We start from the raw sequence: 24,392 nt of genomic DNA on the forward strand, positions 1-24,392 counted from the left end.
GCGGTAGGTTGGAACGATCACGTGATTGAATTGCCCGCACCTGAGATGGTGTGGCGACCGTGGGGAGCCAGATGGATCACGCCGAGACGCTCACCTCCGCTGACGGGCTGACCAGCCGCGAACGCACGATGCTCGCGTTCGAGCGTCAGTGGTGGAAGTACTCGGGATCCAAGGAACAGGCCATCAGGGAACTGTTCGACATGTCCGCGACCCGCTACTACCAGCTGCTCAACGCGCTCGTTGAATCCGAAGCCGCCCTGGCTGCCGATCCGATGCTCGTCAAGCGGCTGCGCGGTGTCCGGACAGGCCGCCAAAGGGTTCGCGCCCGCGCCAGGAGCACCGAGGACTGATGACCTCCCCCGAGTCCGCAAGCCCGTCCCGTCCGGCCAAGGCCGCCGGTTTCGCCCTGCTCGGCGTCGCCGCCGTCGCGTTGGTGATCGGCGTTGTCAGCCTCTTCAGCGGAGGGGGTTCTGACACACCCCCCGTTGCTGAGGGGTCTTCTACAGCGCCTCCTGCGGCTACTACTTCTTCGCAGGCTTCTTCTGAGCAGCCGCCTGCGTCTACGCCGTCCTCCACGGCGTCGTCTGCTGCCGGCACCACTACGGGTTCGCCTACCGTGCCCACCTCTTCTGCTGTTGTGCCGCCTCCGCCTGTTGGTCAGCCTGGGACGGCCAAGGCTCCGGTTCGGATCTACAACAACTCGACGATCACCGGGTTGGCTTCCAAGGCCTCTGATGAGGTTCGGGCCAACGGGTGGGCGGTTGAGGGGACTGGGAACTACTCCGGTGGGACCATCCCCACCACTACCGTTTACTTCCGGCCTGGGACTGATGAGGAAGCTTCTGCCAAGGAGTTGGCCTCGGTGTTGAGGGCTCGGGTTGAGCCTCGGTTCGACGGGATCCAGTCTTCTGCGCCTGGGATCATTCTGATCGTCACCAATGACTATCAGGGTGTTTCCAAGAGCAAGTAGGGTTCTGCGGCTTGCGTCGCGCTCCCCGGCCTGCGGGCGGCCTGTTGCGGTTGCGTGCTTCCCCCTGGGGCTCTGCCCTCAGACCCCCGGCGATCTGATCGGGGGTGGCGCCGCCCGTAGGTAGATGGCACGCCTGTTGCGTTGGCGGCTGCCTGTTGCTCAGAGGGTGCCGTCCTTGCCTTGCGGTAAGGACGGCTCGCCTGCGGCTTCGCGTTGTTATGTCTTGCTTCTGTTTGCTGCGTATGCGGCTAGTGACACCAGTTGTGCTGGGTCCAGGGACGGGCGCACTACCGTTCGTGCTTTTGCCAGGTGGGTTTGTGTTACTTCTGCTGCGTCCAGTGATTCGCGCATTGCCGTTAGTGCTGCTTCTCGTACCAGGGCTGCGCAGTCTGCTGCTGAGTACATGTCCAGTTCGCCTGCCAGGGTGGCCAGGTCCACGTCGTTGGACAGTGGTGTGTTGCGGGAGGAGGCCTTGAGGATTTCTGTGCGGGCCTCTGCGTCTGGTGGTGGCACGTAGACGAGGCGTTCCAGGCGGCCTGGGCGCAGTAGGGCTGGGTCGATCAGCTCTGGGCGGTTCGTTGCTGCGATGACCACCACGTCGCGGAGGGGTTCTACGCCGTCCAGTTCTGTCAGTAGGGCGGCTACCACTCGGTCGGCTACGCCTGAGTCTGATGATTGGCCTCGGCGTGGGGCCAGGGCGTCGACCTCGTCCAGGAAGATCAGGGCCGGGGCTGCGTCTGCTGCTCTGCGGAAGAGTTCTCGTACCGCTCGTTCTGACTCGCCCACGAACTTGTCCATCAGTTCTGCGCCCTTGACCGTCAGGACGTTCAGCTGGCCTGAGCCTGCCAGGGCTCGGACCAGGAACGTCTTGCCGCATCCCGGTGGGCCGTAGAGCAGGACGCCTCGTGGGGGTTCTACTCCCAGGCGGGCGAAGGAGTCCGGATAGCGCAGGGGCCAGAGGGCTGCCTCGGTGAGGGCCTGCTTGACCTCCTTCATGTCGCCTACGTCGTCCAGCGTGAGGCCGCCGGTTTGCACGGTGTCGGAGGCTGACATGGAGATCGGGCGGACTGTGTTCAGGGCGCCCAGCAGGTCTTCCTGGCCCACTCGGGGTTCTGCTACCTCGCGTTGGCGCAGTGCTGCTCGTACTGCTGCTTCTCGGCGTAGGGCGCAGAGGTCTGCTGCCACGAAGCCCGGGGTTCGGGCCGCCACCTCGCCGAAGTCCACATCGGACTCCAGGGGGACGTCGCGGAGCAGGACGCGCAGCAGTTCTGTTCTGCCCCCTGTGTCCGGGAGGGGCAGTGTCAGTTCGCGGTCTACCAGGTCCGGGGCGCGTAGGCGGGCGTCTGCTGACTCCGCCCTTGCCGAGGTGACCACCAGGGCCAGGTTCGGGCGGGAGATCGCTGTGCGGAGGATGTCCAGGACGACTGTGGCCACCGGTGGTGGGGTGGTCGGCAGCAGGGCGTCGATGTCGGTGATCAGCAGGACCGTGGGTTTCTGTGGGACGCCTGCGATCGCGTCGCCCAGCTGTTTTGCCATTGCGCCTGGTTCCAGGACGGCGATGCTGGGGGCCGCCAGTTCGACCACTGTGGCGTCTACTGACCTGGCTACCGCGCGGACCAGCGTTGCCTTGCCCACGCCTTCCGGGCCGCTGACCATCGCGGCCAGCCTTGCGGAGGCTCCCAGCTTCGTGAGGAGTTCGGGCTGGCGGAACATCAGTTCCAGCCACTCGGTCAGGCGGCGGGCCTGGTCGCGCTGACCCACCAGGTCGGCGACCGGGAGTGCGTCGTGCTTCTCCTGCACCACGACCGGGGTCACCTCGGCGGCGGGGGCCTGGGCTGAGCGCCAGCCCACGACGCTCGACGGCTGCACCGCCACCGGGCCCGCCGGGTCGGTCGAGGTGATGGTGATGAGTTCGTTGGTCCACGTCATGCCGATGGCGTTGGACAGCCTGCGGCGCGTCTCGGAGACGTTGGTGCCGGGTGGCGGCGCTAGGTCCTGGGGGAGCAGCGAGACGTTGTCGCCCACGGTGAGGACCTTGCCGGTCAACGCCATGCGCACGTGTTCTGGCGTCAGTGCCGTGGTGGCGAGGCGGGAGCCTGCGACGGTGATCGAGCGCGCGGCCGTCACCTGGACCGGGGCCACGACGATCTCGGAGCCCTCGACCACGCCCAGGTTGGTGAGCGTGACGTCGTCGACCAGGACCACACCGGGCGGTTGTTCACCGGCTGCGGCGAGGGCGGCGCTCACGCGGGCGCCGGTCAGCTTCACCGCGTCCCAGGCGCGCAGGCCCAGGGCGTCGAGCACCTCCGGGTGGAGGCGGACTACGCCGCGCCGGGTGTCCAGTGCGGACGGGGACAGGCGTGCCGTCAGCGTGATCACGACGACGACTCTAGTTGACCTGGACTGAGTCTTCCGGAGTTGTCGGACCCAGCAGCTACGGTGGTCCTGAACCGGGCTGGGGCCCGGTCGTCACAGACCTGGGGGTCATTTGATGCGCCACACAACGGCGCGAGGCTTTCGCCTGTCCGCGCTCGTTCTCGCACTGGCCGTTTCGGCCGGTTTCGCCACACCTGTCGCCCACGCCGCCGAGGTGCCGCAGGTGAGTCTCCGCTCCGGCGGCGGTGTTGGACTGGTCCACGAGTTCGACCTGCTGGCGGACGACGCGACGAAGTTCGTCTATTCGTTCAGCGCCGACAGCGGGGAGTCCCTCGACCACGAGGTCGCCGCCGGCGCCGACGGCAGGGCGACGGTCCGCTGGACGCCTCGTGATCCGGGCGTGCAGCACCTGTTCGCCAAGTCGGTGGACAGCGCGGGCCAGTACTCCGAACTGCAGCGGTTCCGGTTCGACGTGCTGTTCGGCGGGGCTCCCGCGGCTCGGTGGTCACTGGACCACACGTATGCGGACACCAACGGGCTCAACGTGTTGACGCCCAACGGTTCCATGGAGAACGCGCTCGGGCACGGGAACCAGGCGGTCCGGTTCCACGGCGGGCAGGACTTCCTCAGCGGCGCGGCTCCGATCGACACGTCGAAGAACTTCACCCTGACGGCGTGGGCGAAGGTGGACGACGGTGCCCGTGCTCATGGCGTCGTCTCCGCCGACGACAGTGCGGGCCTGTACTACGACGCCGCGCTCGGGCGCTGGGCGTTCGGCATGACGACGGCCGGCGACAAGACGGCTCCGCACGTGGCGCTCTCGCAGGCCGCGGCGCTGGTCGGCGTCTGGACGCATCTGACCGGCACGTACGAGTCCGTCACCAGGACCCTCGCGCTCCACGTCGACGGCATCAAGCAGGCCGAGGTCGCGGGCGTGGAGGGCTGGCAGGCATCGCAGCTGTTGATCGGCGGAAACCGCTGGGGCACCCCCGAGCACGGCGGCGACCGCACGATCGACGAGGTCACGGCGCACCCGCGGACGCTGAACGACGCGGAGGTCAAGAAGATGGCCAGCGCGGCCGGACTTCGCAGCCACTACAAGCTCAACGGAAGCGGCGGCTTCACCCAGGACGAGGTCACCGGTACGTCTTCGGCCATCGGGCCCACGGTCGACTGGGAGAACGACGGCGACGACACGTCGTTGCTCTTCAACGGACCTGACGCAGAGGGTCAGGCGCGGGACGGCGAGTCCTACGCCGGCGTGCGCGGTCCGCGCATCCGCACGGACCGCTCCTTCTCGGTCTCCGCGTGGGCGCGGCTGGACACCGACACGCGCGAGGCGAATGCCCGCACGTTCGTGAGCCTGGTGCACAACGGCACCTCGCTGCTCGACCTCAGGTACGGCGGCGCCTCGAAGAAGTGGGAGTTCGTGGTCGACGGCACCGCCGTGGAGACCGCGTACCGCGTGGACCTGCAGGAGTGGACCTACCTGACGGCCGTCCACGACAAGATCAACTCTGAGGTCCGGTTGTACCTCAGCGGCGTGTACGTCACGAAGGTGCCGTTCACCGGTGGCTCGGCGGAGACGGAGGCGGGTCTGGAGTTCGGCAGGCTTTCGCCCGCCACCACCGCGGGGTCGTTCTGGAAGGGCGGTCTCGACGACGTCCGCGTGTACGCCGGAGTGCTGACGCAGGAACAGATCGTGGCGCAGGCCGTCCGGGCCTGACGAACGAAGAACGCGGGCCGGACACGATCGACGTGTCCGGCCCGCGGTTCGTTCAGGTGGTGGTCAACGCTTCGGCTGGCGCCTTAGTCCCAGCTGACGCCACGAGCGGCGGCGTCCGTTGGCACTGGGCACCGCACCTTCCGCCGCCGCAGCGGTGGCACCGTCACGCCGTGGGCGGCGTACGGCGCGCATGGCCGCGCCGGCGACGCGACCGTGCAACGGCTGACGCAGGCCGAGGCGGCGTGCGGCGACACCGTGTGCGCGCTTGATGGCGCGGCGGTCGGCGCCTGTGACGGTCCACGCCTCCGGGTGCTTGGACAGCCACACGTACCGGCGCACCGAGTACGGCAGGTGTGCCAGGTACACGACCATCGCGATGATCAGTGCCACCAACGGGTACGTGATGATCGCGGCGGCCAGCAGTCCGATGAGGACCAGCAGTGGTGCCACCGCGCGCGGCGGCACCTTCACCGTCTTCACGGACAGCGTCGGGATGCGCGACACCAGCAGCATCGCGACCACGACGGTCCACACGCCGACGACGATCGGCTCGTTCCACCAGCCGTCGACGCGCACCTGCTCCTCGACGATGAGGGGGAGCAGCAGCAACAGGCCGCCTGCCGGAGCGGGGACGCCGACGAAGAACTCCTTCGCGAACGGCGGTTGTTCCTTCTCCAGCAACGTGTTGAAGCGGGCCAGGCGGACCACCATGCAGACCGCGAAGATCAGCGCGATGACCCAGCCCGCGCGACTGCCCTCGAACTTCCAGAGGTAGATCGCGAGTGCGGGCGCGACGCCGAACGAGATGGCGTCGGCCAGCGAGTCGAGCTCCGCGCCCATCTTCGACGTCGCGTCCAGCATGCGGGCGATGCGGCCGTCCAGGCCGTCGAACACGGCCGCCGCCGCGATCGCGGCGATGGCCGCGCCCCACATGCCCACGTTCGCGAAGTGCACCGCGGACAGGCCCGAGCACATGGCCAGGACCGTGATCGCGTTCGGCAGCAGGCGAACGCCGGGCCCGCTGGGCGCCATCAGGCCTCCGGGAGTTCGGCGAGAACGGTCTCGCCGCCGATCGTGCGCTGACCGGCCTCGACCAGGACGCGGCTGCCGCGCGGGACGTAGAGGTCGACGCGCGAACCGAAGCGGATCAGGCCGTAGGTCTGACCGGCGGTGACCTTCTCGCCCTCGGCGACCTCGCACACGATGCGGCGCGCGACCAGGCCGGCGATCTGCACGACGACGAGGTCGTGGCCGTCGACGGTGCGCAGCCACACGGTGTTGCGCTCGTTCTCCTCGGAGGCCTTGTCGAGGTCGGCCGAGAGGAACTTGCCGGGGTGGTACGAGACCTGGACGACCTCGCCGTCCGCGGGCACGCGCTGCACGTGCACGTCGAAGACGGAGAGGAACACGCTGACGCGCGTCATCGGCTGCGAGCCGAGGCCGAGCTCGGCGGGCGGAACGGCGTCGACCACGTGCGAGACGGTGCCGTCGGCCGGGGCCACGGCGAGGTTCGGACGGGTCGGCGTCACGCGCTTCGGCTCGCGGAAGAACCACGCCACCCACGCCGTGACCAGCGCGAGGACGACGCCCAGGCGCTTGAAGCGCAGCCGGACGAGGAGGGTCGCGATCGCCGCACCGGCGACGAACGGGCGCCCAGCCGGGTGCATCGGCGGCACCATGCCGCGCGCGAGTTCGAGGAAGTGGGAGACGGGCTTCTCGCTGCTCATCGTGTCTGTGGGTTCCGTAGCTTCCGTGGATTGTCGGGCGGCATCACGCTACGGCAACACGCCAAACCGCCCATCGGGACTGCCGGAAAGACAAGTGGCCGGTAGGCCCGTGCATCCCCCGACGAACGCACGGGCCCGACCGGCACCTGCGGTCAGTGTAATCCCCGTCACATGGCGTTAACAACGTCGCTGGGTGAGCGTTCCGTCACAATCAGTCGATGCCGAGGGCCTGCAGCCTGAACCGCACGTCAGCCACCTGGTTAGCGTCACGCACGGCGGGCGCTACCAGGTCTTCCGGGTAGACCGCAGCTCCGTCCGGCATCCGCAGCACGAACAGACCGCCCCAGTTGAGTTCCAGCGTTGCGCGGTTAGCGGATACGAGCATGTCAGCGACCATGCACCCGAAGAGTTCCGTCACGGCGTCGACGGCGGCCTCGTGCACCTCCTGCTGGGTCAGCGACGCGTCCACGGGTGCTCCGGTCAGCTTGTGCAGCTGCGCGCCCTCCAACGCCCTGAGCACGTCGGCGACCGTCTCGCCGACCTTGCTCACCCGGCCCGCGTGCCGCAGCAGGTCGGCGTGACGGCGGACCAGCACCGGCCCGGCCAGCGGGGCGAGCTCCTCCCAGGTGATCGGCGGCCCCTGCACGCCGACCAGCGCCGCGACCTCCTCCGGTGGCGTGCCGCCGAGCAACGGCCACGACGAGCGCTCGTCCATCGCCTCGGCGACGCCGCCGGTCCGCGGGTGCTGCCGCACGATGGTGGCCACCCGTTCCCGGATCGTCGGGTGGCTGTTGAACACCGACGACGGTTCCTGCGCGGCCAGCAGCGGTTCGATCTCGCGCAGCTGGTGCACGCGTCGCGGGTGGTCGAGGTAGGCGCGGAAGCCCTCCAGCAACGGAGGCGTGCGCCCTGCCGCCACGGCCAGCGACACGTACCAGCGCTTGTAGTCCTCCCAGGCGACGCCCAGCGGGCCGCCGCGCAGCAACGACCGCACCGACGCCTCGCGGCCGGCCGCCGCCACGGACACCTCGTCGGCGAAGCGCTCGTGCTTGCGGCTCTCCGAGGCAGCGGCCAGCGCGTACAGCTTCGCCCACGCGTAGAGGACGCCGACGAACGCGGTGTCCGTCCTCGACACCAGCCCGAGGGCGGTCTGCGCGCGGGAGGTGAGCGCGGAGACCCGCGTGTGCCCGCCGCCGTAGTGGCCGAGCTCGTGCGCGAGCACCGCCCTCAGTTCGCCGATCGTCATCCCGGCCAGCCACGGCAGGCCGAGCTCCATGTACCGGGTGCCCCGGCGTTCCCACACAGCCGCGTTCGCCTTGTCGACGAGCCGGAGCTCGTCCGGACTGCGGGTGCCCGCGATCACCGCGAGCTCGTCGACGTGCCGCCACAGCTCCGGGTGCGTCGCGCGGGTCAGCGGGACCCCCTCCGCCCGCGGGCGCGCCCAGACCGCCACGACGACCGCGTACAGCATCGGTGCGCCCACCAGGAGCGCCAGCGCCACGAGCCACCAGCCGCCCTCGGTCTGTCCCCGGCCGAAGAGGACGGCGGCGAGCACACCCAATGCCGTGACGATGCCCGCCGCGAGCACGAAGAACCCGGCGAGCATCACCAACGCCAGCGCTGCTCTCATGTCCTGCTTCCCCCAGAGATCGTTCTGTTGGTGTCGAAGTGTGCCCTGGACCGGCCGGTATGCGGCTCGATGTACTGGCCCACAGCACGCTAATCGGCGCACCTCCGACTGAACCGGCGAAGTAGGACCCCGACCAGAGCCGTGTGCCCGCCAGTAGTGGCGGGCGAGTTCGGGGAACTCCTGCCGCATGCGGCAGGACGAGACGCCCTTGAGGGAGTAGACCAGCTCGGAGGTCGCGACCTTGCGGAAAGTTCACCAGCAGGTGGACGTGTTGCTCTCGCCGTTGAACGAGCCAGCTCGGTGTCGAAGTCGGCGCAGACCGCCCACATGACCTCCTCCAGCCAGGTCAGGTGCCGGTTGGTGAATACCGTGCGCCGATATTTCGTCATGAAAAGCAAATGCTGTGAAGCGCGAAGACGCAGTATCGACCGATACGAACACCGGTGAGATCAGCCATGAATTAACCGAATAGGATGGCGTCGTGCAGCTTCGTTACAACTACCGCGTCTACCCGACGCCCAACCAGCGGATCGAGCTGGCCAAGGCGTTCGGGTGCGCGCGGGTGGTGTTCAACGACGGACTGCGTGCACGCCAAACCGCCCACGAGAACGGCCAGCCCTATCCGTCGGACGGTGAGCTGTCCAAGCAAATCATCACCCTCGCCAAGACCACGCCGGAGCGATCGTGGCTGGGCGAGGTGTCGGCGGTCGTGCTGCAACAGGCGCTGGCTGATCTCAACGTCGCGTATCGCAATTTCTTCGCCTCGACCACGGGCAAACGCAAGGGCCGCAAAATAGCGGCGCCCCGGTTCCGGTCCCGCAAGGACAACCGGCGGACGATCCGGTTCACCCGCAATTCCCGGTTCAAGGTCCTGGGCAACGGGCGGCTGCGACTGCCGAAGATCGGCGATCTCGACGTGCGCTGGTCCCGTCAGATGCTCGCCGAACCGTCGTCGGTCACGATCGTGAAGGACGCGGCTGGGCGGTACTTCGCCTCGTTCGTCGTCACGACGAAGCAGGACGAGACGTTGCCCGGGGCCGGGTCCGAGGTCGGCATCGACTTGGGCCTGACGCATTTCGCGGTGCTCTCGGATGGCACGAAGGTGGCGGCGCCGAGGTTCCTGCGCCAGGCGGCGCGCAGGCTGGCGCGGTTGCAGAAGTCGCTGAGCCGCAAGGTCAAGGGCTCGAACAACCGCAAGAAAGCTATTGTCAAGGTTGCCCGCGCGCACGCGAGGGTGGCCGACACGCGGCGGGACTGGCAGCACAAGCTGTCCACGGCGATCATCCGCGACAACCAAGCGGTCTACGTCGAGGACCTGTGCGTGGCCGGTCTGGGCCGCACCAGGCTCGCCAAGTCCGTGCACGACGCCGGGTGGGCCGGTTTCACCGGCATGCTGGAGTACAAGGCGGCCAGATACGGGCGCGGGTTCGCCCGGATCGACCGGTGGCTGCCGACGTCGCAGACCTGCTCGGAGTGCGGACGGATCGACGGGCCGAAACCGCTGTCCGTGCGGACGTGGACATGCCCGTGCGGTGCCGTCCACGACCGGGACATCAACGCCGCCAAGAACGTGCTCGCCGCCGGGCAGGCGGAGAGCCTAAACGACCGTGGAGCGCAGGTAAGACCAGCATCCGTGCTGGCACCGCGCCGTGAAACGGTAACTCGCCCGCACGCCGCGCGATCCACGCGCAGCGTGGAGGGAATCTCCGTCCTTTAGGGCGGAGAGGATGTCAATGCAGGTATCTCACGGTGACCTCTGCTCCCGCAGCCAGTTCGGTCACGTCCTCCGGCACCTCGATCAGGCAGTTCGACACCGCGAGCGCCGACAGCAGGTGCGATCCCGGCCCACCGACGGGCGTCACGACCTGGCCGGACGACGGGTCGTGCAGGCCGCGCCGGAACTGGGTCTTGCCCGCCGGGGACGCCAGCCCCGTCGTGATCCTGGCCTGTGCGGTAGGGCGTTCGGTCTGCTCGTGACCCATGGACGCCAGCAGCGCCGGCCGCACGAACACCTCGAACGACACCTGCGCGCTCACCGGGTTGCCCGGCAGCGACAGCACCGGCACGCCCTCGTACCGGCCGGAGCCCTGCGGCCCGCCCGGCTGCATCGCGACCTTGGTGAACTGCATGTCGTGGTCCGAGAGGGCGTCCTTGACCACCTCGTACGCGCCCGCACTGACCCCGCCGGACGTCATGATCACGTCCACCGAGCCCAGGTACGGCTTCAGCGCCTGGTGGAACGCGTCGACGTCGTCCGGCACGAACCGCAGCTGGATCGCGACGCACCCCGCGTCCCGCACCGAGGAGGCGAGCATCATGCCGTTCGACTCGTAGATCTGGCCGAGCTCCAGCGGCCGGCCCGGTTCGACCAGCTCGGAGCCCGTCGACAGGACCAGCACGCGCGGGCGGCGGCGCACCGGCAGCTCGGGCAGGCCGAGCGCGGAGGCGAGGCCGAGCGTGGACGGGCGCAGCACGGTGCCCGCGGTCAGCACCGCGTCGCCCTTCCGCACGTCGTCACCGCCGGTGCGGATGTTCTGGCCGGGCTCCACGGCCCGGTTGATCGTCACGGTCTCGGTGCCGCCGTCGGTCCACTCGACCTGGACCACCGCGTCCGCGCCGGGCGGGAGCGGGGCGCCGGTCATGATCCGCTGCACCGTGCCGGGTTCCAGCGGGTTCAGCTCCGTGCGGCCCGCCGGGATGTCGTCGGCCACGACGAGACGAACCGTCTCGTCTCGTTGAGGACTGTTTTCGGCTCCGGCGAGACGAACCGTCTCGTCTCGGCGGAGGTCGGCGGCACGCACCGCGTACCCGTCCATCGCGGAGTTGTCGAACGGCGGCAGGTCCAGCGGCGCGATGACGTCGGCGGCGAGCACGAGCCCGAGGCACTCCTCGAGCGGGAGCTGCAGCACGGGCATCGACCCGACGAGCTCCGCGACGCGCTTGCGGTGTTCGGCGACAGTGGTGGGGGACACGACTGCATACTGCCAACGTCGCGGTGGCCGTGACGACCGCTCTGCCCCGTTTCCTCCCGGAGGTGTTGTTAGTGCAGGTCAGGACCAGGCACACACCGACGTTCGGCGTGGCGAGGCTCGTTCTCGCGCCCGGCGAGGCGGTGCTGGCCGACCCGCTGACCATCGCGGCCACCAGCTACGGGCTCGCCGTCGAGGTGAAGGGCGCGGGCGCCAAGGCCGTCGCGCTGTGCACCGCGGGCACGGAGGGCGGCTGGATCGACGCGGCGCCCGTGCTGCCGGGAGACCTGCACCAGGTCGAGCTCGACGGGGCGCACGGCTGGTGCCTCGCCCGGCACAGCTGGATCGCGTCGAGCAGCACGGTCGCGATGAACCCCGAGGCGCCGCCGATGCAGGCGATCTTCGGGGGCGCCGAGGGCTTCATGAACTACGCGCACGGCCAGGGCGCGGTGGTGCTCGCCTGCTACGGCGCGCTCGACCTCGTGACGCTGGAAGCGGGAGAAGCGGTGACCATCAGCAGCGATCACGTCGTGGCGTTCGCGGACACCGTGCAATGCCGTCTTCGGCCGTCGGTACCGGATGGCGTGCAATCCATTCAGACAGGTGAGGGCCTGGTGTTCGACTTCGCCGGTCCCGGTGCCGTGCTGACCCAGGCGCGCGGTCCCCGCCGGCTCACCACCTGGTTGCGCGCCAACGGAGTCAGCCCTCGTTCATGACTCCGTAAGGAGGTATCCGCGTGAGATTTCTTCTTTTAGCGTTGCGTTCTGCGCTTCGCGCGTGATGCGGGATCTGAAGGAGGACGTCTTGGCTCTCGGTACCGTCAAGTGGTTCAACTCCGAAAAGGGATACGGCTTCATCGCGACCGATGGCGGGCCCGACGTGTTCGTGCACTACTCCGCGATCCAGATGGAAGGCTTCCGGACGCTCTCAGAAGGCGACCGGGTGGAGTTCGAGGTGCAGGCCGGGCGGGACGGGCGCAGCCAGGCGTCGGACGTGCGCCGCGCAAGTTAGAACCGACCTGATCACAGCTTGGGCCAACCCCCGGCACGCCGATCCGGCCGGACGTTAGGCTGCCTTGCGTGTCGGAGGACCTGAGCGGACGGCGAATCGCCCATTACCGGATCGACGGTGTGCTGGGTCGCGGTGGCATGAGCGTGACGTACCGGGCCACGGACGTGAGACTGGGCCGGAAGGTCGCGCTCAAGGTCATCGGTGAGCACCTCGCGCCCGACGCGGAGTTCCGCGAGCGGTTCGTCGACGAGGCGCGCAACACCTCCGCGATCGACCACGCGAACATCGTGCCGCTGTACGACTTCGACGAGGTCGACGGCCTGCTCTACATCGCCATGCGGCTCGTGGACGGCCAGGACCTGTCCGGGCACGTCAAGGAGGGGCCGCTCACCCCCGCGCGCACGTTGTCGCTGCTCGCCCAGGTGGCCGAAGCGCTCGACATGCTGCACGGCAAGGGCCTCGTGCACCTCGACGTGAAGCCGGCGAACGTGCTGGTGACCCAGAAGGAGGGCGTGCGCGAGCACGTCTACGTCGCCGACTTCGGCCTGACCCGCCGCGGCGCCACCGGCCACCGCACCCGAACGGGTGATTTCCTCGGTTCGCCGACCTACGCGGCGCCGGAGCACCTGCGAGGCGAGCCCGTCGACGGCCGCACCGACCAGTACGCGCTCGCGTGCATGCTCTTCGCCTGCCTGTCCGGCCGTCCGCCGTTCCAGGGCGGCGTGCAGGAGGTCATCGCGGGCCACCTCAGCAACGTCGTGCCCGCGCTGTCCCAGGTCGTGGCGTTGCCGCCGGCGATCGACGACGTGATCCGCAAGGGCACCTCCAAGGACCCGGCGCAGCGGTACGCGAGCTGTGCCGAGCTCATCAACGCCGCCCGCATCGCCCTCGCCGGAGTCGCGCAGGGCTCGGCTCCCGCTCAACTGGGGCCGCAGTCAGGCTCGTTCCCCGCTCAACCGCCGGTCTCCGGGCCGATGCCGGTGCAGCAGGGGCAGTACCAGGGCGGCTACCAGCAGTTGCAGGACCCGGTCCGGCTGCGCCCGCCGAACCAGGTGGGCGTGAGCGCGTTCACGTCGTCCGGCAGGAAAGAACGCCCCGCGTGGTTCGCGCCGGTCATCGCGGCCGCCGTGGCGATCGTGGTGATCATCATCGTGGTCGTCATCCTTTCGCCTGGTGACGAGCCCGCGAGGCAGCCCAAGACGAGCTCCGCGCCGTCGCTGAACATCGGCGACGAGACGACCTCGAACAAGCCGCTGCCGACCTCTGTGCCGGTGCGCACATCACGCTGAAAGTCCCCTGGGAGTCCTCCTGGTTCGCTTGCACTCGACGTGCCCGAGTGCTAAACACGAACTAGCACTCGACACTGCCGAGTGCCAAGTAGTGAGGCTAGGACTGGTGAGGCCCTCCGGGGTCGTCCGTCGCGGGCACCGAGCCTGGCCACGCGAATCGTGTTCCGCTGCGGGCGTGTGCCCGCAGTGGCCCAGAAACCACATAGGCGGAGGAACACACCGCAATGGCCAAGATGATTGCGTTCGACGAGGAAGCCCGTCGCGGTCTCGAGCGCGGGATGAACATCCTCGCTGACGCCGTCAAGGTGACGCTCGGCCCCAAGGGCCGCAACGTCGTGCTCGAGAAGAAGTGGGGCGCGCCGACCATCACCAACGATGGCGTCTCCATCGCGAAGGAGATCGAGCTCGAGGACCCGTGGGAGAAGATCGGGGCCGAGCTCGTCAAGGAGGTCGCGAAGAAGACCGACGACGTCGCTGGTGACGGCACCACCACCGCGACGGTGCTCGCCCAGGCACTGGTTCGCGAGGGCCTGCGCAACGTGGCCGCGGGTGCGAACCCGCTCGGCCTCAAGCGCGGCATCGAGCAGGCCGTCGAGGCCATTGCCGAGCAGCTGCTGAAGAACGCCAAGGAGATCGAGACGAAGGAGCAGATCGCTGCTACCGCGTCCATCTCCGCCGCTGACCCCACGATCGGCGAGCTCATCGCCGAGGCGATGGACAAGGTCGGCAAGGAAGGCGTCATCACCGTCGAGGAGAGCAACACCCTCGGGCTCGAGCTGGAGCTCACCGAGGGCATGCGCTTCGACAAGGGCTACATCTCCGGTTACTTCGTGACCGACCCCGAGCGTCAGGAAGCGACCCTCGAGGACCCGTACATCCTGCTGTTCGGCTCCAAGATCTCCACGGTCAAGGACCTGCTCCCGCTCCTCGAGAAGGTCATGCAGGGCGGCAAGCCGCTGCTGATCATCTCGGAGGACGTCGAGGGCGAGGCCCTGGCGACCCTGGTCGTCAACAAGATCCGTGGCACCTTCAAGTCCGTCGCCGTCAAGGCGCCCGGCTTCGGTGACCGCCGCAAGGCCATCCTCCAGGACATCGCCACCCTCACCGGTGGCCAGGTCATCACCGAGGACGTCGGCCTGAAGCTGGAGAACGCCGACATCTCGCTGCTGGGCAAGGCCCGCAAGGTCGTCGTCACGAAGGACGAGACGACCATCGTCGAGGGTGCCGGTGACGCCGACCAGATCCAGGGTCGCGTCAACCAGATCCGCGCCGAGATCGAGAAGTCGGACTCCGACTACGACCGCGAGAAGCTCCAGGAGCGCCTCGCCAAGCTCGCCGGCGGCGTCGCCGTCATCAAGGCGGGCGCGGCCACCGAGGTCGAGCTCAAGGAGCGCAAGCACCGCATCGAAGACGCGGTCCGCAACGCCAAGGCCGCCGTCGAAGAGGGCATCGTCGCCGGTGGTGGCGTCGCGCTGCTCCAGGCCGCCGAGGTCGCCTTCGCGGGCCTGAAGCTCACGGGCGACGAGGCCACCGGTGCCAACATCGTCCGGGTCGCCGTCGAGGCGCCGCTGAAGCAGATCGCCATCAACGCCGGCCTCGAAGGCGGCGTCGTGGTCGAGCGCGTCAAGTCCCTCCCCTCTGGCGAGGGCCTGGACGCCGCGACCGGCGAGTACAAGGACCTGATCAAGGCCGGCATCATCGACCCGGCCAAGGTCACGCGCTCCGCGCTGCAGAACGCCGCGTCCATCGCCGCCCTGTTCCTGACGACGGAAGCCGTCGTCGCGGACAAGCCGGAGAAGAACGGCGCGCCCGCCGCGCCGGACGCCGGCGGCATGGACTTCTGAGTCCGTCCGCAACGCAGCACCTCTGAAAGGCCCGGTTCGCTTCGGCGAGCCGGGCCTTTCGGCATGCCGGGGCTTCGGGTGAGCGGATGCGATGCTGTGGTCAGGGGTGCGCATGGCATCGTTCGAAGAGGTGTCCGCCGAGCTGAACCAGGTCATCACCGAGTCCGAAGAGTTGACAGCGGCCTTGGAGCATGCGGGACAACTCGCTGACGAGGCCGCGCAGCTGTTGACGGCCGTCATGCGAGGAGCGGATCAGCTCGAGGACGAGTTCGGCCAAGTGGTGCAGCAGTGGTCAGAAGTCGCCACGAGAGCTGCGGAGTTGTCCCAGGCCGTCACAACGGGCCAGCAATGCGTCGAGAGCTACGGCAGGACTCTTCAAGTCGAACGGGCTTCGTCGAACGTGGCAGGCGCCACGGCACCGGCCGGGCCGACTCCGGGCCTCCCGCCGACAACGTGGGTCGAGCGCCAGCGCGCACAACTCCCGACCTACGTCACCAGCGGATTCCATCGCGACGAGGATGGGCACAGCGATCTGGTCCAGAGCGGGGCTGAACCCAATGGTGAGGACAGAGCCATAGCCCAGCACCTGGTCGCCATCGGTCGGGTGCGTCCGCGGACGTTCCCGACCGCGGCCCAGCACGTGGAGATCAAGGTGGGGTGGCGCATGCGCACATCTGGTGTCCGGCGCGCCGAGGTGGTGGTGAACAACCGGCTCTGCGAGGGGCCGCTGTCTTGCTTCGAGCTACTGCCTTTGTTGCTCCTGCCAGGGCAAACGCTGGTCGTGCACGATCCGGTAAGGTCCCACACGTTCCAGGGGGAAGGCACCCGGTGAGCTACACACTTGATGTCTGGTACTACCGCGACGACGACGTCGCCAGGCCTGCGAACGTTCCCGTGGCCATCACCTCCAGCTCCGAGTTGCAGGAGCTGCTGGAGTACCTGCTGGCGCACGAGCAACCGCATCCGCCGCAGATCGTCGCCCGTGAACGTCCAAGGGTCGGTCCGTACGACGAGCCGGACACCCTGATCAAAGTCGCCGTGGCGATTCCCGAGCGGCAGGGCGCACTGCTGTTCCTCAGCCCGCAGTCCTGGGAACCGCCCGCAGACGGGGACGACTCGACCGGCGTGTACGCCACCCGTGGCGACCAGCCAACGCCGGACTCGCCGACGCTGTACGTCGACACCGACACGAAGACGCCGTTTCCGCAGAACTCGGCACTACCGATCGCCAGAATCCTCGGGGCACTGGAGGAGTTCCGTCAGACCGGTGAGCGCCCGACCTGTGTGGAGTGGCAGGAGTCGGACGTTTCCTGAGTCGCGAGCCACCCGTCACAACAAGACCTCGGCCGGGCACTTATGCCCGGCCTTTCAAAGGCCGGGAAAGCATCTCGCCAGAGGCTCGAAGTCAAGCCCCAATCGCAATCGTCGCGAAGCGGCGATGAATCGACCCGGCTCGGCACGGCCCACCCCGGCCACCTGCGCAAGGTGACTGAAAGCAAGGCAGGCGGCCACCCCGCTGGAACAGGAACTGGCCAACCAAGGCCGACCCCGCCGCAATACCCCAGAACCCCAGTAAATCTGCCGAAACAACCCCAAAACTCAAAGCATGATCGTGGGCGTGACAACAGTCCGCCCAGGCTCCCCGCGAGAATTCACCAAATGCACCAGGATCTGAGTCGTCCCAGCCGGCACATCGGGAAGAACGAACCGCCCACCGTCATCAGCCCGGGTGCAGGACGACTGGTGATCGGCCACCCGGACCTCGACCTCGTGCTCCCCGGCCGGCACCAGCCACCCGTCGATCCGGTGCCGTGACCCGGTCGAGGTGAAGTTCACCATCAACGTCAGGTTGTCCACGGTGAAGGTGATCGTGCCGGTCTGCCCGCCCCGGACCCCGGCGAACGAGCCGGCGCGTTCCCACCGGGCGACTTCGACGTCCAGGGACTCCAGGGCGATCGCGAACTTCACGCGGTCCACCAGGTCGGCGGGTGGCGGGTCCAGTTCGTCGACGAGCCTGTTCAGTTCGGAGAGGACTGCGGTGTCCTCGGGGCCCCTGCGGTCGTCGCGCGGGTCGATCTCGGTCACCGCGATCCTCCTTCCGTCTCCAGGTAGTTGCGCAGCAGAGTCAGACACCGTCCCCTGGTCGGACCGATGCTGCCGTGGGGCATGGCCAGTGCCTCGGCGACTGCTCGGTACTCCGCGCGGCCCGCGAGCACGGTGAGCCGCAGCAGTTCCTGGCACCTCGTGGTGAGGCGGCCGAACGCGAGCCACAGGCGGCGGTCGCGGTCGTCCAGGAGCGTCACGTCCTCGGGCAGGCCGGTGTCGGACTCGAGCTGTTCGGCGTATTCGTCGGACAGGTGCGTCTCACGCTTGTTGGGTGTCCAAGTTCGGCGTGCTTCACGCCTCGTGGTGACAACCAGGTAACCGACCAGGGCTTTCGGCTCGTTGATGTTCTCGATGTTCTTCAAGAACGCGAGCCACACGGTCTGCACGACGTCTTCGGCGGCGGTTCGGTCGAGGCCCTGTCCGCGCGCCACGTGCCACAGCAGCGGGGTCAGTTCGTCCACCAGAACGTTGAGCGCGTCCCGGTTGCCCTCTCGTGCCGCCGTCACGCACACCGCGTGCCGTTCGGTGCCTTCAAGCCCGTCCCACGGCGGACGGTCATCCGCCGTGTGCAGCTCGTCCATGCAGCACCTCCGATCGGCCGCCCTGTCAGCGCCGTCCGCCAACTCATGAAGGGCTAACTGGGCGGTAGATACCAAATTCACTCGATTGGAGCAGTATCGCCGCCAAGGTGCCCTCATCTTCCTCCGGGTACGCCAGCGGCCCGTGAATCCCCCTCCGAGTCACGGGCCGCCAGTGGTGGGAGCTCGCGCCGGCCGGCACCCCTCGAACCGGCTGACGCGTGCTCCACGCCTGAACAAAGCGCTCATCGATGAAGAGCGGAATGCAGGCGAGCAGATACAGCCTCCGACGCACCGAACAGCACGCGCGCTCCCGATTCACGAAAGCACATGCAGAGGACCGTTATGGTCTAGACCATGCCGATTCTCGAAGTGATCGCACTGGACGCTCAGGACGCCGTGGCCGCACAGGCGGGCGGCGCCGACCGGCTCGAACTGGTCGCCGACATGGCCTCGGACGGCCTCACGCCGTCGGTCGCCACCTTCAAGGAGGTCCTCGCGGCCGTCGACATCCCCGTCCGCGTGATGCTGAGGGACGCCAAGGGGTTCGCGCCCGGTGACCTGAAGCAGCTGCGCCGGGCGGCCGCCGAACTCAGGGAGGCCGGCGCCACCGAGTTCGTCCTCGGCTTCCTCGACGCCGGCGGTGAGATCGACGAGGGCGTCACGCTCAACCTCGCCGCCGAGCTGGAGGGGTGCGCCTGGACCTTCCATCGCGCGCTCGACAACTCCAACGACGTCTTCCGGTCCTGGGCGACCGTGCAGACCCTCGGTTGCGACACCGTGCTCGCCGCCGGCAGTGCGAAGGGCGTCGAGGACGGCATCGAGAACCTGAAGGAGCTCGTCACCCAGGCCCCGCCCGCGCTGCTCGTCGGCGGCGGTCTGCAGGCCCGGCACGTGCCGGAACTGCTGGCAGCGGGCGTGAACGGATTTCACGTCGGCAGCGCCGTCCGTCCGTCCGGATGGGACTCCCCGGTCGATTCGGCATCAGTTCGGGAATGGGTCAATCGTCTGGTCTAGACCCTTGCCCTAGTCCGTTCTACAGTCACGTTGCTTCCTGTGAAATAGCTGTTGCAACATACGCAACGTGAAGGGCGCGACGACGATGCGGATGAAGACACTTGTGGCGGTGCTGGGCGTGGGCGCGGTGGTCGCCTGCGCACCGGTGCAGTCGGGACCGACGAGCTCGGGCACGGACGAACAGACGGGACAGCTGCGGGTCTGGCTGTTCGACGAGGTCAACCGCGGCCCCAAGGAGGCCGTGGTCAAGGAGGCGATCTCCGAGTTCCAGGGCAAGCACAGCGGCGTCACCGTCGACGTGCAGTACATCCAGGTGTCCAGCCGGGCGGAACGCTTCAAGGCCGCCTTCAGCGACCCGAAGAGCGCCCCGGACGTCGCCGAGTTCGGCAACACCGACCTGGCGGGCTACGTCTCCGCGGGCGGGTTCTCCGAACTCGACCTGGGCAAGTGGGACGAGTCGAAGGACCTGGTCCCGTCGATCCTCGACACGGCCAAGGTCGACGGCAAGACGTACGGCGTCCCGTGGTTCGTCGGCGTGCGCGCGTTGTACTACCGCACGGACGTGTTCACCGAGCTCGGCCTCAAGCCGCCGGCGACGCTCGACGAGATCGCGCCGCTCGCGCGGGAGATCCGGCAGAAGAAGCCGGAGCTGATCGGCATCTCGGCCGGCGGCAAGTACCTGTTCGCCGCGCTGCCGTTCATCTGGGCGCAGGGCGGGGACATCGCCAAGTCCGACGGTGGCAAGTTCACCGCCGCGATCGACAGCGCCGAGTCCAAGGCCGGTGTCGCCAAGTACACCGAGCTGATCAAGGACGACATCTGCCCGCCCGCCACCTGCGCGGGCAACGGCGGTGACGCGAGCGTCGAGGCGTTCCGCGCGGGCAAGGCCGCGATGACCATCGGCGGCGACTTCAACCGCAAGTCCGTCGACGCCTCGAGCGCGGCCGGCAAGTACGGCGTCGTGCCGCTGCCCGGCAAGACCAAGGGCTCGGTCGCTCCCGCGTTCGCCGGCGGCAACCTGCTCGGCGTCATGAAGGGCACGCAGCGCAAGACGCTCGCCAACGAGTTCACGCAGCTGCTCGCGTCGAAGAAGTACCAGCAGAAGATGTACACGGCCATGGGCAACCTGCCGACGTTCAGCGACGTGCAGAAGCAGGTCGCGGAGTCCGACAAGTTCCTGGAGCCGTTCACGAAGACCCTGCAGTCCGGCACGAAGTTCGTCCCCGTCACGCCGGCGTGGGCGAAGATCGAGGCCCAGACCGTGGTGCCGACGATGCTCCAGGAGATCGTCACCGGCGCGAAGAACGTCGACACGGCCACCGCGGACGCCGCCAAGACGATGAACGCGGCCTTCACGTCGTGAGCGTGACGGCCAAAGGCCAGGGGCGGACCGCGTTCGCCTACCTGGCTCCAGCGCTGCTGATCCTCGGGGGCCTGCTGGCCTACCCGATCTACCAGCTGGTGCTCATCTCGCTCTACGACTACGGCCAGGAACAGGTGAGCGGCGGCGCGCCGCTCGAGTTCCTCGGTCTCGGGAACTACCGGAACCTGCTGGGCAACCAGCAGTTCTGGGGTGTGCTCGGGCAGACCGTCGCCTTCGCGGCGGTCTGCGTGGTCGGCACGTTGCTAGTGGGCGCGTTCCTCGCGATCCTCGCCACGAGGGTCCGCACCTGGGTCCGGATGACGTTGTTCCTGGCGGCGCTCGGCGCGTGGTCCACGCCCGCCGTCGCCGGCTCGACGATCTGGCTCTTCCTGTTCGACGCGAACTTCGGGTTCGTGAACGAGGTCCTGGGCATCCAGGGCTTCTCCTGGACGTTCGACAAGTGGACGGCGTTCGGACTCGTCGCGGCACAGGTGATCTGGTGCTCGTTCCCGTTCGTCATGGTGACGCTCTTCGCGGGCATCAAGGCGATTCCGGGCGAGGTGCTGGAGGCCGCCGCACTGGACGGCGCGTCGGCGTTCCGCACGGCGTGGAGCGTCACGCTCCCGTTGCTGAAGCCGATCATCCTCGTGGTGACGATCCAGTCGATCATCTGGGACTTCAAGGTCTTCACGCAGATCTACGTGATGACCAACGGCGGCGGCATCGCCGGGCGCAACCTCGTGCTCAACGTCTACGCCTACCAGCAGGCGTTCGCGGCGTCGGAGTACGGACTGGGCGCGGCCATCGGTGTCGTGATGACCGTGCTGCTGCTGGGAATCACGATGTTCTACCTCCGCGCGCTGCGGCGGTCGGGGGAGGTCCTGTGAGGCGCTGGCTGACCGAGGGCTTCGTCCTCATCATCGCCGCGGTGGTGGCGTTCCCGCTGTTCTGGATGGTGCTGTCCGCGTTCAAACCGGAGGACGAGATCATCTCGGCCGACCCGGTGCCGTGGACGACGCGGCCGACGCTCGACAGCTTCACGCGGGCGCTGACCGTCGCGAACTTCGGGCGCTACTTCATGAACAGCATCATCGTCGCGTTGATCGTGGTCGCCCTGAGCATCCTGATCTCGTTCCTCGCGGCGACCGCGCTGACCCGCTTCCGGTTCCGCAGCCGCACGACGTTGCTGATCATGCTGCTGGTGGTGCAGATGGTGCCGGTCGAGGCGTTGACCGTGCCGCTGTTCTTCCTGATGCGGTCCGTCGGCGACAGCGTTCCGGTCTTCGGCCTGAACCACCTGGGCTCGCTCGTGCTGGTGCACCTGGCCTTCAGCCTGCCGTTCGCGATCTGGATGCTGCGGGGCTTCGTCGCCGCGGTGCCGGTGGAACTAGAGGAGGCCGCCACCCTGGACGGCGCCTCGCGGTTCCGGTTCCTGTGGCAGGTGCTGTTCCCGCTCGTCGCCCCCGGCCTGGTGGCGACGTCGGTGCTGTCGTTCATCCACGCCTGGAACGACTTCCTGTTCGCCAAGACGTTCATCATCTCGGCCGTGGAGAACCAGACCCTGCCGCTGGCTCTCCAGGTGTTCGTCAAACCCGACCAGAACGATTGGGGCGCGATCATGGCGGGCTCCACCCTGATGACCATCCCTGTGCTCATCTTCTTCGTGCTCGTGCAACGCCGGCTCGTGTCCGGCCTCGCGGGGGCGGTGAAGGGATGAACCTGCTGCCACGCCCGGTGTCCTATGTGGACGGTGGAAGGCTTTGCGAGTACAAGGGCTGGGAGACAGTCCTCGTCGACGGTCCTCCCGGCGGCTACCGGTTGCTCTCGTCCGACGACGGTGTGCTGATCGAGGCGAACGACGCGGCCGGCGAGATGAACGCGCTGCAGACGCTGCGGCAGCTGCTCGGCGCTCAGGCGTTCCGGGCCGCGGGGGAGAAGCCGTCGGTCATCCCCGCGTGCGAGGTCGTCGACTACCCGCGGTTCCAGTGGCGTGGCGTGATGCTGGACGTCTCGCGGCACTTCCTGCCCAAGCGGGAGGTGCTGCGGTACGTCGAGCTGCTGTCGGTGCACAAGCTCAACGTCCTGCACCTGCACCTCACCGACGACCAGGGCTGGCGCTTCGAGGTGAAGCGCTACCCGAAGCTCACCGAGGTGGGGTCGTGGCGGGAGGACTCGCGGTTCGGCGACCGGCGTTCCGCGGGCATGAAAGGCCGTCCGCACGGCGGTTTCTACACGCAGGAGGACCTGCGTGAGATCGTCGAGTACGCACGGGCGCGGCACGTCACGGTGATCCCGGAGATCGACATCCCCGGTCACTCGCAGGCGGCGATCGCGGCCTATCCGGAGCTGGGCGTGCACGGCGGCGGCGTCTGGACCGACTGGGGCGTCAACGAACGCGTGCTCAACACGGACGAGTCCACAGTGGACTTCTACCGGAACGTGTTCGACGAGCTGATGGACGTCTTCCCGGCGGAGGTCATCGGGCTCGGCGGCGACGAGGCGCCCGGTCACGAGGACGGCGTGCTGGTCCGGGCCGTCGCGGAGCACGTCGTGAGCAAGGGCCGGCGGCCGTACGGGTGGGACGAGGTCCTGGACGCCCGTCCGCTGCCTGCCGGCACGGTCGTCGCGTCGTGGCGCGGCGTCGAGGGCGGCATCACGGCGCTGGGCGAGGGCCACGACGTGGTCATGTGCCCTGAGCAGCACGTCTACCTGGACTACCGGCAGTCGGACTCGCCGGACGAACCGATTCCGGTGGGAACGGTGACGACGCTGGAGGACGTCTACGCGTGGGAGCCGGTGCCCGTTGGCCTCACGGGTGATGAGCCCGGACGGCTGCTGGGCGCGCAGGCGAACATCTGGACCGAGCACCTCGACTCGGCCCGGCGGGTGGACTACGCGGCGTTCCCGAGGCTGGCCGCGTTCGCCGAGGTCGTGTGGTCCCCGGCGGAGAAGGATCCCGGTTTCGTGCGGCGGCTGCAGGAGCACCACCTCCCCAGGCTCGACGCCCTGGGGGTGGAGTACCGGCCCCTCAACGGTCCCCACCCCTGGCAACGGCTACCCGGCGTGCCCGGTTTCCCACGGTGATCAAATCGCAGCATCTTCCTCGGGCATGAGGATCCAGGCGGCGACGTACAGGAGGGCTCCGGTGCCGAACCCGAGCAGCGTCGCCGCCACGAGGATGATCCGCAGGATCGCGGCGTCCACACCGATCATCTTGGCGGCGCCGCCGCAGACGCCGGCGAGCATCTTGTCGCTGCGACTCCTGCGGAGCTTCTTGACCTGGGCTGTCGCGTCGTTGAGCACGTTGTTCGTCATGCACCAAGATTCGCCGGTTTCGGGCTCCGGCACATCGGTGACCACCCCGAATCCGACCCTGATCCGGGGTGGCGATCCCAGGGTTCAGTCGAGGCAGAACTCGTTGCCCTCGACGTCCTGCATGACGATGCAGGACTCGTTCTCCTCGTCGGCCTCCATCACGCGCACCAGCACCGCGCCCAGTGGTTCCAGCCGTGCGCGCTCGGCCTGGAGCGCGGCGAGGCGTTCCGCGCCGACGAGGCCGGTGCCGGCTCGCACGCAGACGTGCACCCGGTTCTTCACGACCTTGCCCTCGGGAACGCGCTGGAAGAAGAACCGCGGGCCCTCACCCGTCGGGTCGGCGACCGCGGACCACGAACCGTCGCTCTCCGGCGGCGGGTCGTACCCGAGCACCTGGCTCCAGAACTCCGCGACGCGAACGGGTTCCGCGCAGTCGAACGTGATCTGGACTTTCTTGATCGACCCCATCCG

Annotated in this window: 24 protein-coding genes and 1 pseudogene; 15 read left to right on the top strand and 10 right to left on the bottom strand. The window is 68.3% G+C overall.

The window, feature by feature from the left end:
* Positions 1-71: 71 nt before the first annotated feature.
* Both LX88_RS07665 and LX88_RS07670 read left to right on the top strand, forming a co-directional pair.
* Entirely contained in the window at positions 72-350 is a 279-nt protein-coding gene (locus LX88_RS07665; RefSeq protein ID WP_089910320.1) for a DUF3263 domain-containing protein, read from the top strand.
* Entirely contained in the window at positions 350-970 is a 621-nt protein-coding gene (locus LX88_RS07670) for a LytR C-terminal domain-containing protein (protein WP_258947062.1), read from the top strand. Before LX88_RS07665 ends, LX88_RS07670 begins: the two co-directional genes overlap by 1 nt.
* 216 nt (positions 971-1,186) lie before the next feature.
* Here the strand turns inward: LX88_RS07670 and LX88_RS07675 are convergent, their stop codons facing one another.
* On the bottom strand, positions 1,187-3,349 hold the full coding sequence (locus LX88_RS07675; RefSeq protein ID WP_258947063.1) for an AAA family ATPase: 2,163 nt from the start codon (positions 3,347-3,349) through the stop codon (positions 1,187-1,189).
* Positions 3,350-3,461: 112 nt separating this feature from the next.
* On the opposite strand from LX88_RS07675, the gene LX88_RS07680 reads away from it, so the two are divergent.
* Positions 3,462-5,072 carry a LamG domain-containing protein gene (locus LX88_RS07680; protein WP_258947064.1) on the top strand — a complete coding sequence of 537 codons (1,611 nt, stop codon included), beginning with the start codon at positions 3,462-3,464 and terminating at the stop codon, positions 5,070-5,072.
* A gap of 63 nt (positions 5,073-5,135) precedes the next feature.
* Here LX88_RS07680 and pssA read toward each other — a convergent pair whose 3' ends face one another.
* From pssA to tnpA, 4 genes and pseudogenes are all read right to left on the bottom strand, one after another.
* Complete coding sequence (pssA, locus tag LX88_RS07685; protein WP_258947065.1) at positions 5,136-6,104, bottom strand: CDP-diacylglycerol--serine O-phosphatidyltransferase; 969 nt, start codon at positions 6,102-6,104, stop codon at positions 5,136-5,138.
* Positions 6,104-6,799: a phosphatidylserine decarboxylase gene (locus tag LX88_RS07690; RefSeq protein ID WP_089908648.1), complete on the bottom strand. Its 696-nt coding sequence runs from the start codon at positions 6,797-6,799 to the stop codon at positions 6,104-6,106. The genes pssA and LX88_RS07690 overlap by 1 nt, the downstream gene beginning before the upstream one ends.
* 211 nt (positions 6,800-7,010) lie before the next feature.
* A complete protein-coding gene (locus tag LX88_RS07695; protein ID WP_258947066.1) occupies positions 7,011-8,429 on the bottom strand; it encodes a M48 family metallopeptidase in 1,419 nt (472 codons plus the stop codon).
* A gap of 82 nt (positions 8,430-8,511) precedes the next feature.
* Positions 8,512-8,886: pseudogene (gene tnpA, locus LX88_RS44760) on the bottom strand (IS200/IS605 family transposase); the annotation flags it as partial.
* Between the two features lie 24 nt (positions 8,887-8,910).
* Here tnpA and LX88_RS07700 point away from each other — a divergent pair.
* Entirely contained in the window at positions 8,911-10,146 is a 1,236-nt protein-coding gene (locus LX88_RS07700; RefSeq protein WP_258947067.1) for an RNA-guided endonuclease InsQ/TnpB family protein, read from the top strand.
* Positions 10,147-10,159: 13 nt separating this feature from the next.
* On the opposite strand, the gene moeA is transcribed toward LX88_RS07700, so the two are convergent.
* The gene (gene moeA / locus LX88_RS07705; RefSeq protein WP_258947068.1) at positions 10,160-11,401 is read right to left on the bottom strand and encodes a molybdopterin molybdotransferase MoeA; all 1,242 of its coding nucleotides are present in this window, start codon (positions 11,399-11,401) and stop codon (positions 10,160-10,162) included.
* A gap of 71 nt (positions 11,402-11,472) precedes the next feature.
* On the opposite strand from moeA, the gene LX88_RS07710 reads away from it, so the two are divergent.
* From LX88_RS07710 to LX88_RS07735, 6 genes are all read left to right on the top strand, one after another.
* Complete coding sequence (locus LX88_RS07710) at positions 11,473-12,114, top strand: AIM24 family protein (protein ID WP_258947637.1); 642 nt, start codon at positions 11,473-11,475, stop codon at positions 12,112-12,114.
* A gap of 88 nt (positions 12,115-12,202) precedes the next feature.
* Positions 12,203-12,409, top strand: a complete 207-nt coding sequence (locus LX88_RS07715; protein ID WP_090014840.1) for a cold-shock protein — start codon at positions 12,203-12,205, stop codon at positions 12,407-12,409.
* 68 nt (positions 12,410-12,477) lie between these two features.
* Positions 12,478-13,698: a serine/threonine-protein kinase gene (locus LX88_RS07720; protein ID WP_258947069.1), complete on the top strand. Its 1,221-nt coding sequence runs from the start codon at positions 12,478-12,480 to the stop codon at positions 13,696-13,698.
* A 224-nt stretch (positions 13,699-13,922) separates the two neighbouring features.
* Positions 13,923-15,542, top strand: a complete 1,620-nt coding sequence (gene groL, locus LX88_RS07725; protein ID WP_258947070.1) for a chaperonin GroEL — start codon at positions 13,923-13,925, stop codon at positions 15,540-15,542.
* A 112-nt stretch (positions 15,543-15,654) separates the two neighbouring features.
* Entirely contained in the window at positions 15,655-16,374 is a 720-nt protein-coding gene (locus LX88_RS07730) for a DddA-like double-stranded DNA deaminase toxin (protein ID WP_258947071.1), read from the top strand.
* Positions 16,371-16,856, top strand: coding sequence for an Imm1 family immunity protein (locus LX88_RS07735; protein ID WP_258947072.1), 486 nt, complete (start codon positions 16,371-16,373; stop codon positions 16,854-16,856). Before LX88_RS07730 ends, LX88_RS07735 begins: the two co-directional genes overlap by 4 nt.
* 285 nt (positions 16,857-17,141) lie before the next feature.
* Here LX88_RS07735 and LX88_RS07740 read toward each other — a convergent pair whose 3' ends face one another.
* Positions 17,142-17,618: a carboxypeptidase regulatory-like domain-containing protein gene (locus LX88_RS07740; protein ID WP_169746023.1), complete on the bottom strand. Its 477-nt coding sequence runs from the start codon at positions 17,616-17,618 to the stop codon at positions 17,142-17,144.
* Between the two features lie 5 nt (positions 17,619-17,623).
* Positions 17,624-18,229 (bottom strand): RNA polymerase sigma factor, encoded by a 606-nt coding sequence (locus LX88_RS07745; protein ID WP_090065320.1) that lies wholly within the window; start codon positions 18,227-18,229, stop codon positions 17,624-17,626.
* Positions 18,230-18,583: 354 nt separating this feature from the next.
* Between LX88_RS07745 and LX88_RS07750 the strand changes: the two genes are divergently transcribed.
* From LX88_RS07750 to LX88_RS07770, 5 genes are all read left to right on the top strand, one after another.
* Entirely contained in the window at positions 18,584-19,243 is a 660-nt protein-coding gene (locus LX88_RS07750) for a copper homeostasis protein CutC (protein WP_258947073.1), read from the top strand.
* A gap of 85 nt (positions 19,244-19,328) precedes the next feature.
* Positions 19,329-20,606 carry an extracellular solute-binding protein gene (locus LX88_RS07755; protein ID WP_258947638.1) on the top strand — a complete coding sequence of 426 codons (1,278 nt, stop codon included), beginning with the start codon at positions 19,329-19,331 and terminating at the stop codon, positions 20,604-20,606.
* Between the two features lie 2 nt (positions 20,607-20,608).
* Complete coding sequence (locus LX88_RS07760) at positions 20,609-21,493, top strand: carbohydrate ABC transporter permease (protein WP_258947074.1); 885 nt, start codon at positions 20,609-20,611, stop codon at positions 21,491-21,493.
* Positions 21,490-22,323: a carbohydrate ABC transporter permease gene (locus LX88_RS07765; protein ID WP_245777631.1), complete on the top strand. Its 834-nt coding sequence runs from the start codon at positions 21,490-21,492 to the stop codon at positions 22,321-22,323. The genes LX88_RS07760 and LX88_RS07765 overlap by 4 nt, the downstream gene beginning before the upstream one ends.
* Positions 22,320-23,690 carry a beta-N-acetylhexosaminidase gene (locus LX88_RS07770; protein ID WP_258947075.1) on the top strand — a complete coding sequence of 457 codons (1,371 nt, stop codon included), beginning with the start codon at positions 22,320-22,322 and terminating at the stop codon, positions 23,688-23,690. Before LX88_RS07765 ends, LX88_RS07770 begins: the two co-directional genes overlap by 4 nt.
* On the opposite strand, the gene LX88_RS07775 is transcribed toward LX88_RS07770, so the two are convergent.
* The gene (locus LX88_RS07775; protein ID WP_258947076.1) at positions 23,691-23,921 is read right to left on the bottom strand and encodes a PspC domain-containing protein; all 231 of its coding nucleotides are present in this window, start codon (positions 23,919-23,921) and stop codon (positions 23,691-23,693) included.
* An 84-nt stretch (positions 23,922-24,005) separates the two neighbouring features.
* Positions 24,006-24,389: a VOC family protein gene (locus LX88_RS07780; protein WP_258947077.1), complete on the bottom strand. Its 384-nt coding sequence runs from the start codon at positions 24,387-24,389 to the stop codon at positions 24,006-24,008.
* Positions 24,390-24,392 lie beyond the last annotated feature (3 nt).

Source organism: Lentzea californiensis (assembly GCF_024648825.1).
Lineage (GTDB): Bacteria > Actinomycetota > Actinomycetes > Mycobacteriales > Pseudonocardiaceae > Lentzea > Lentzea californiensis.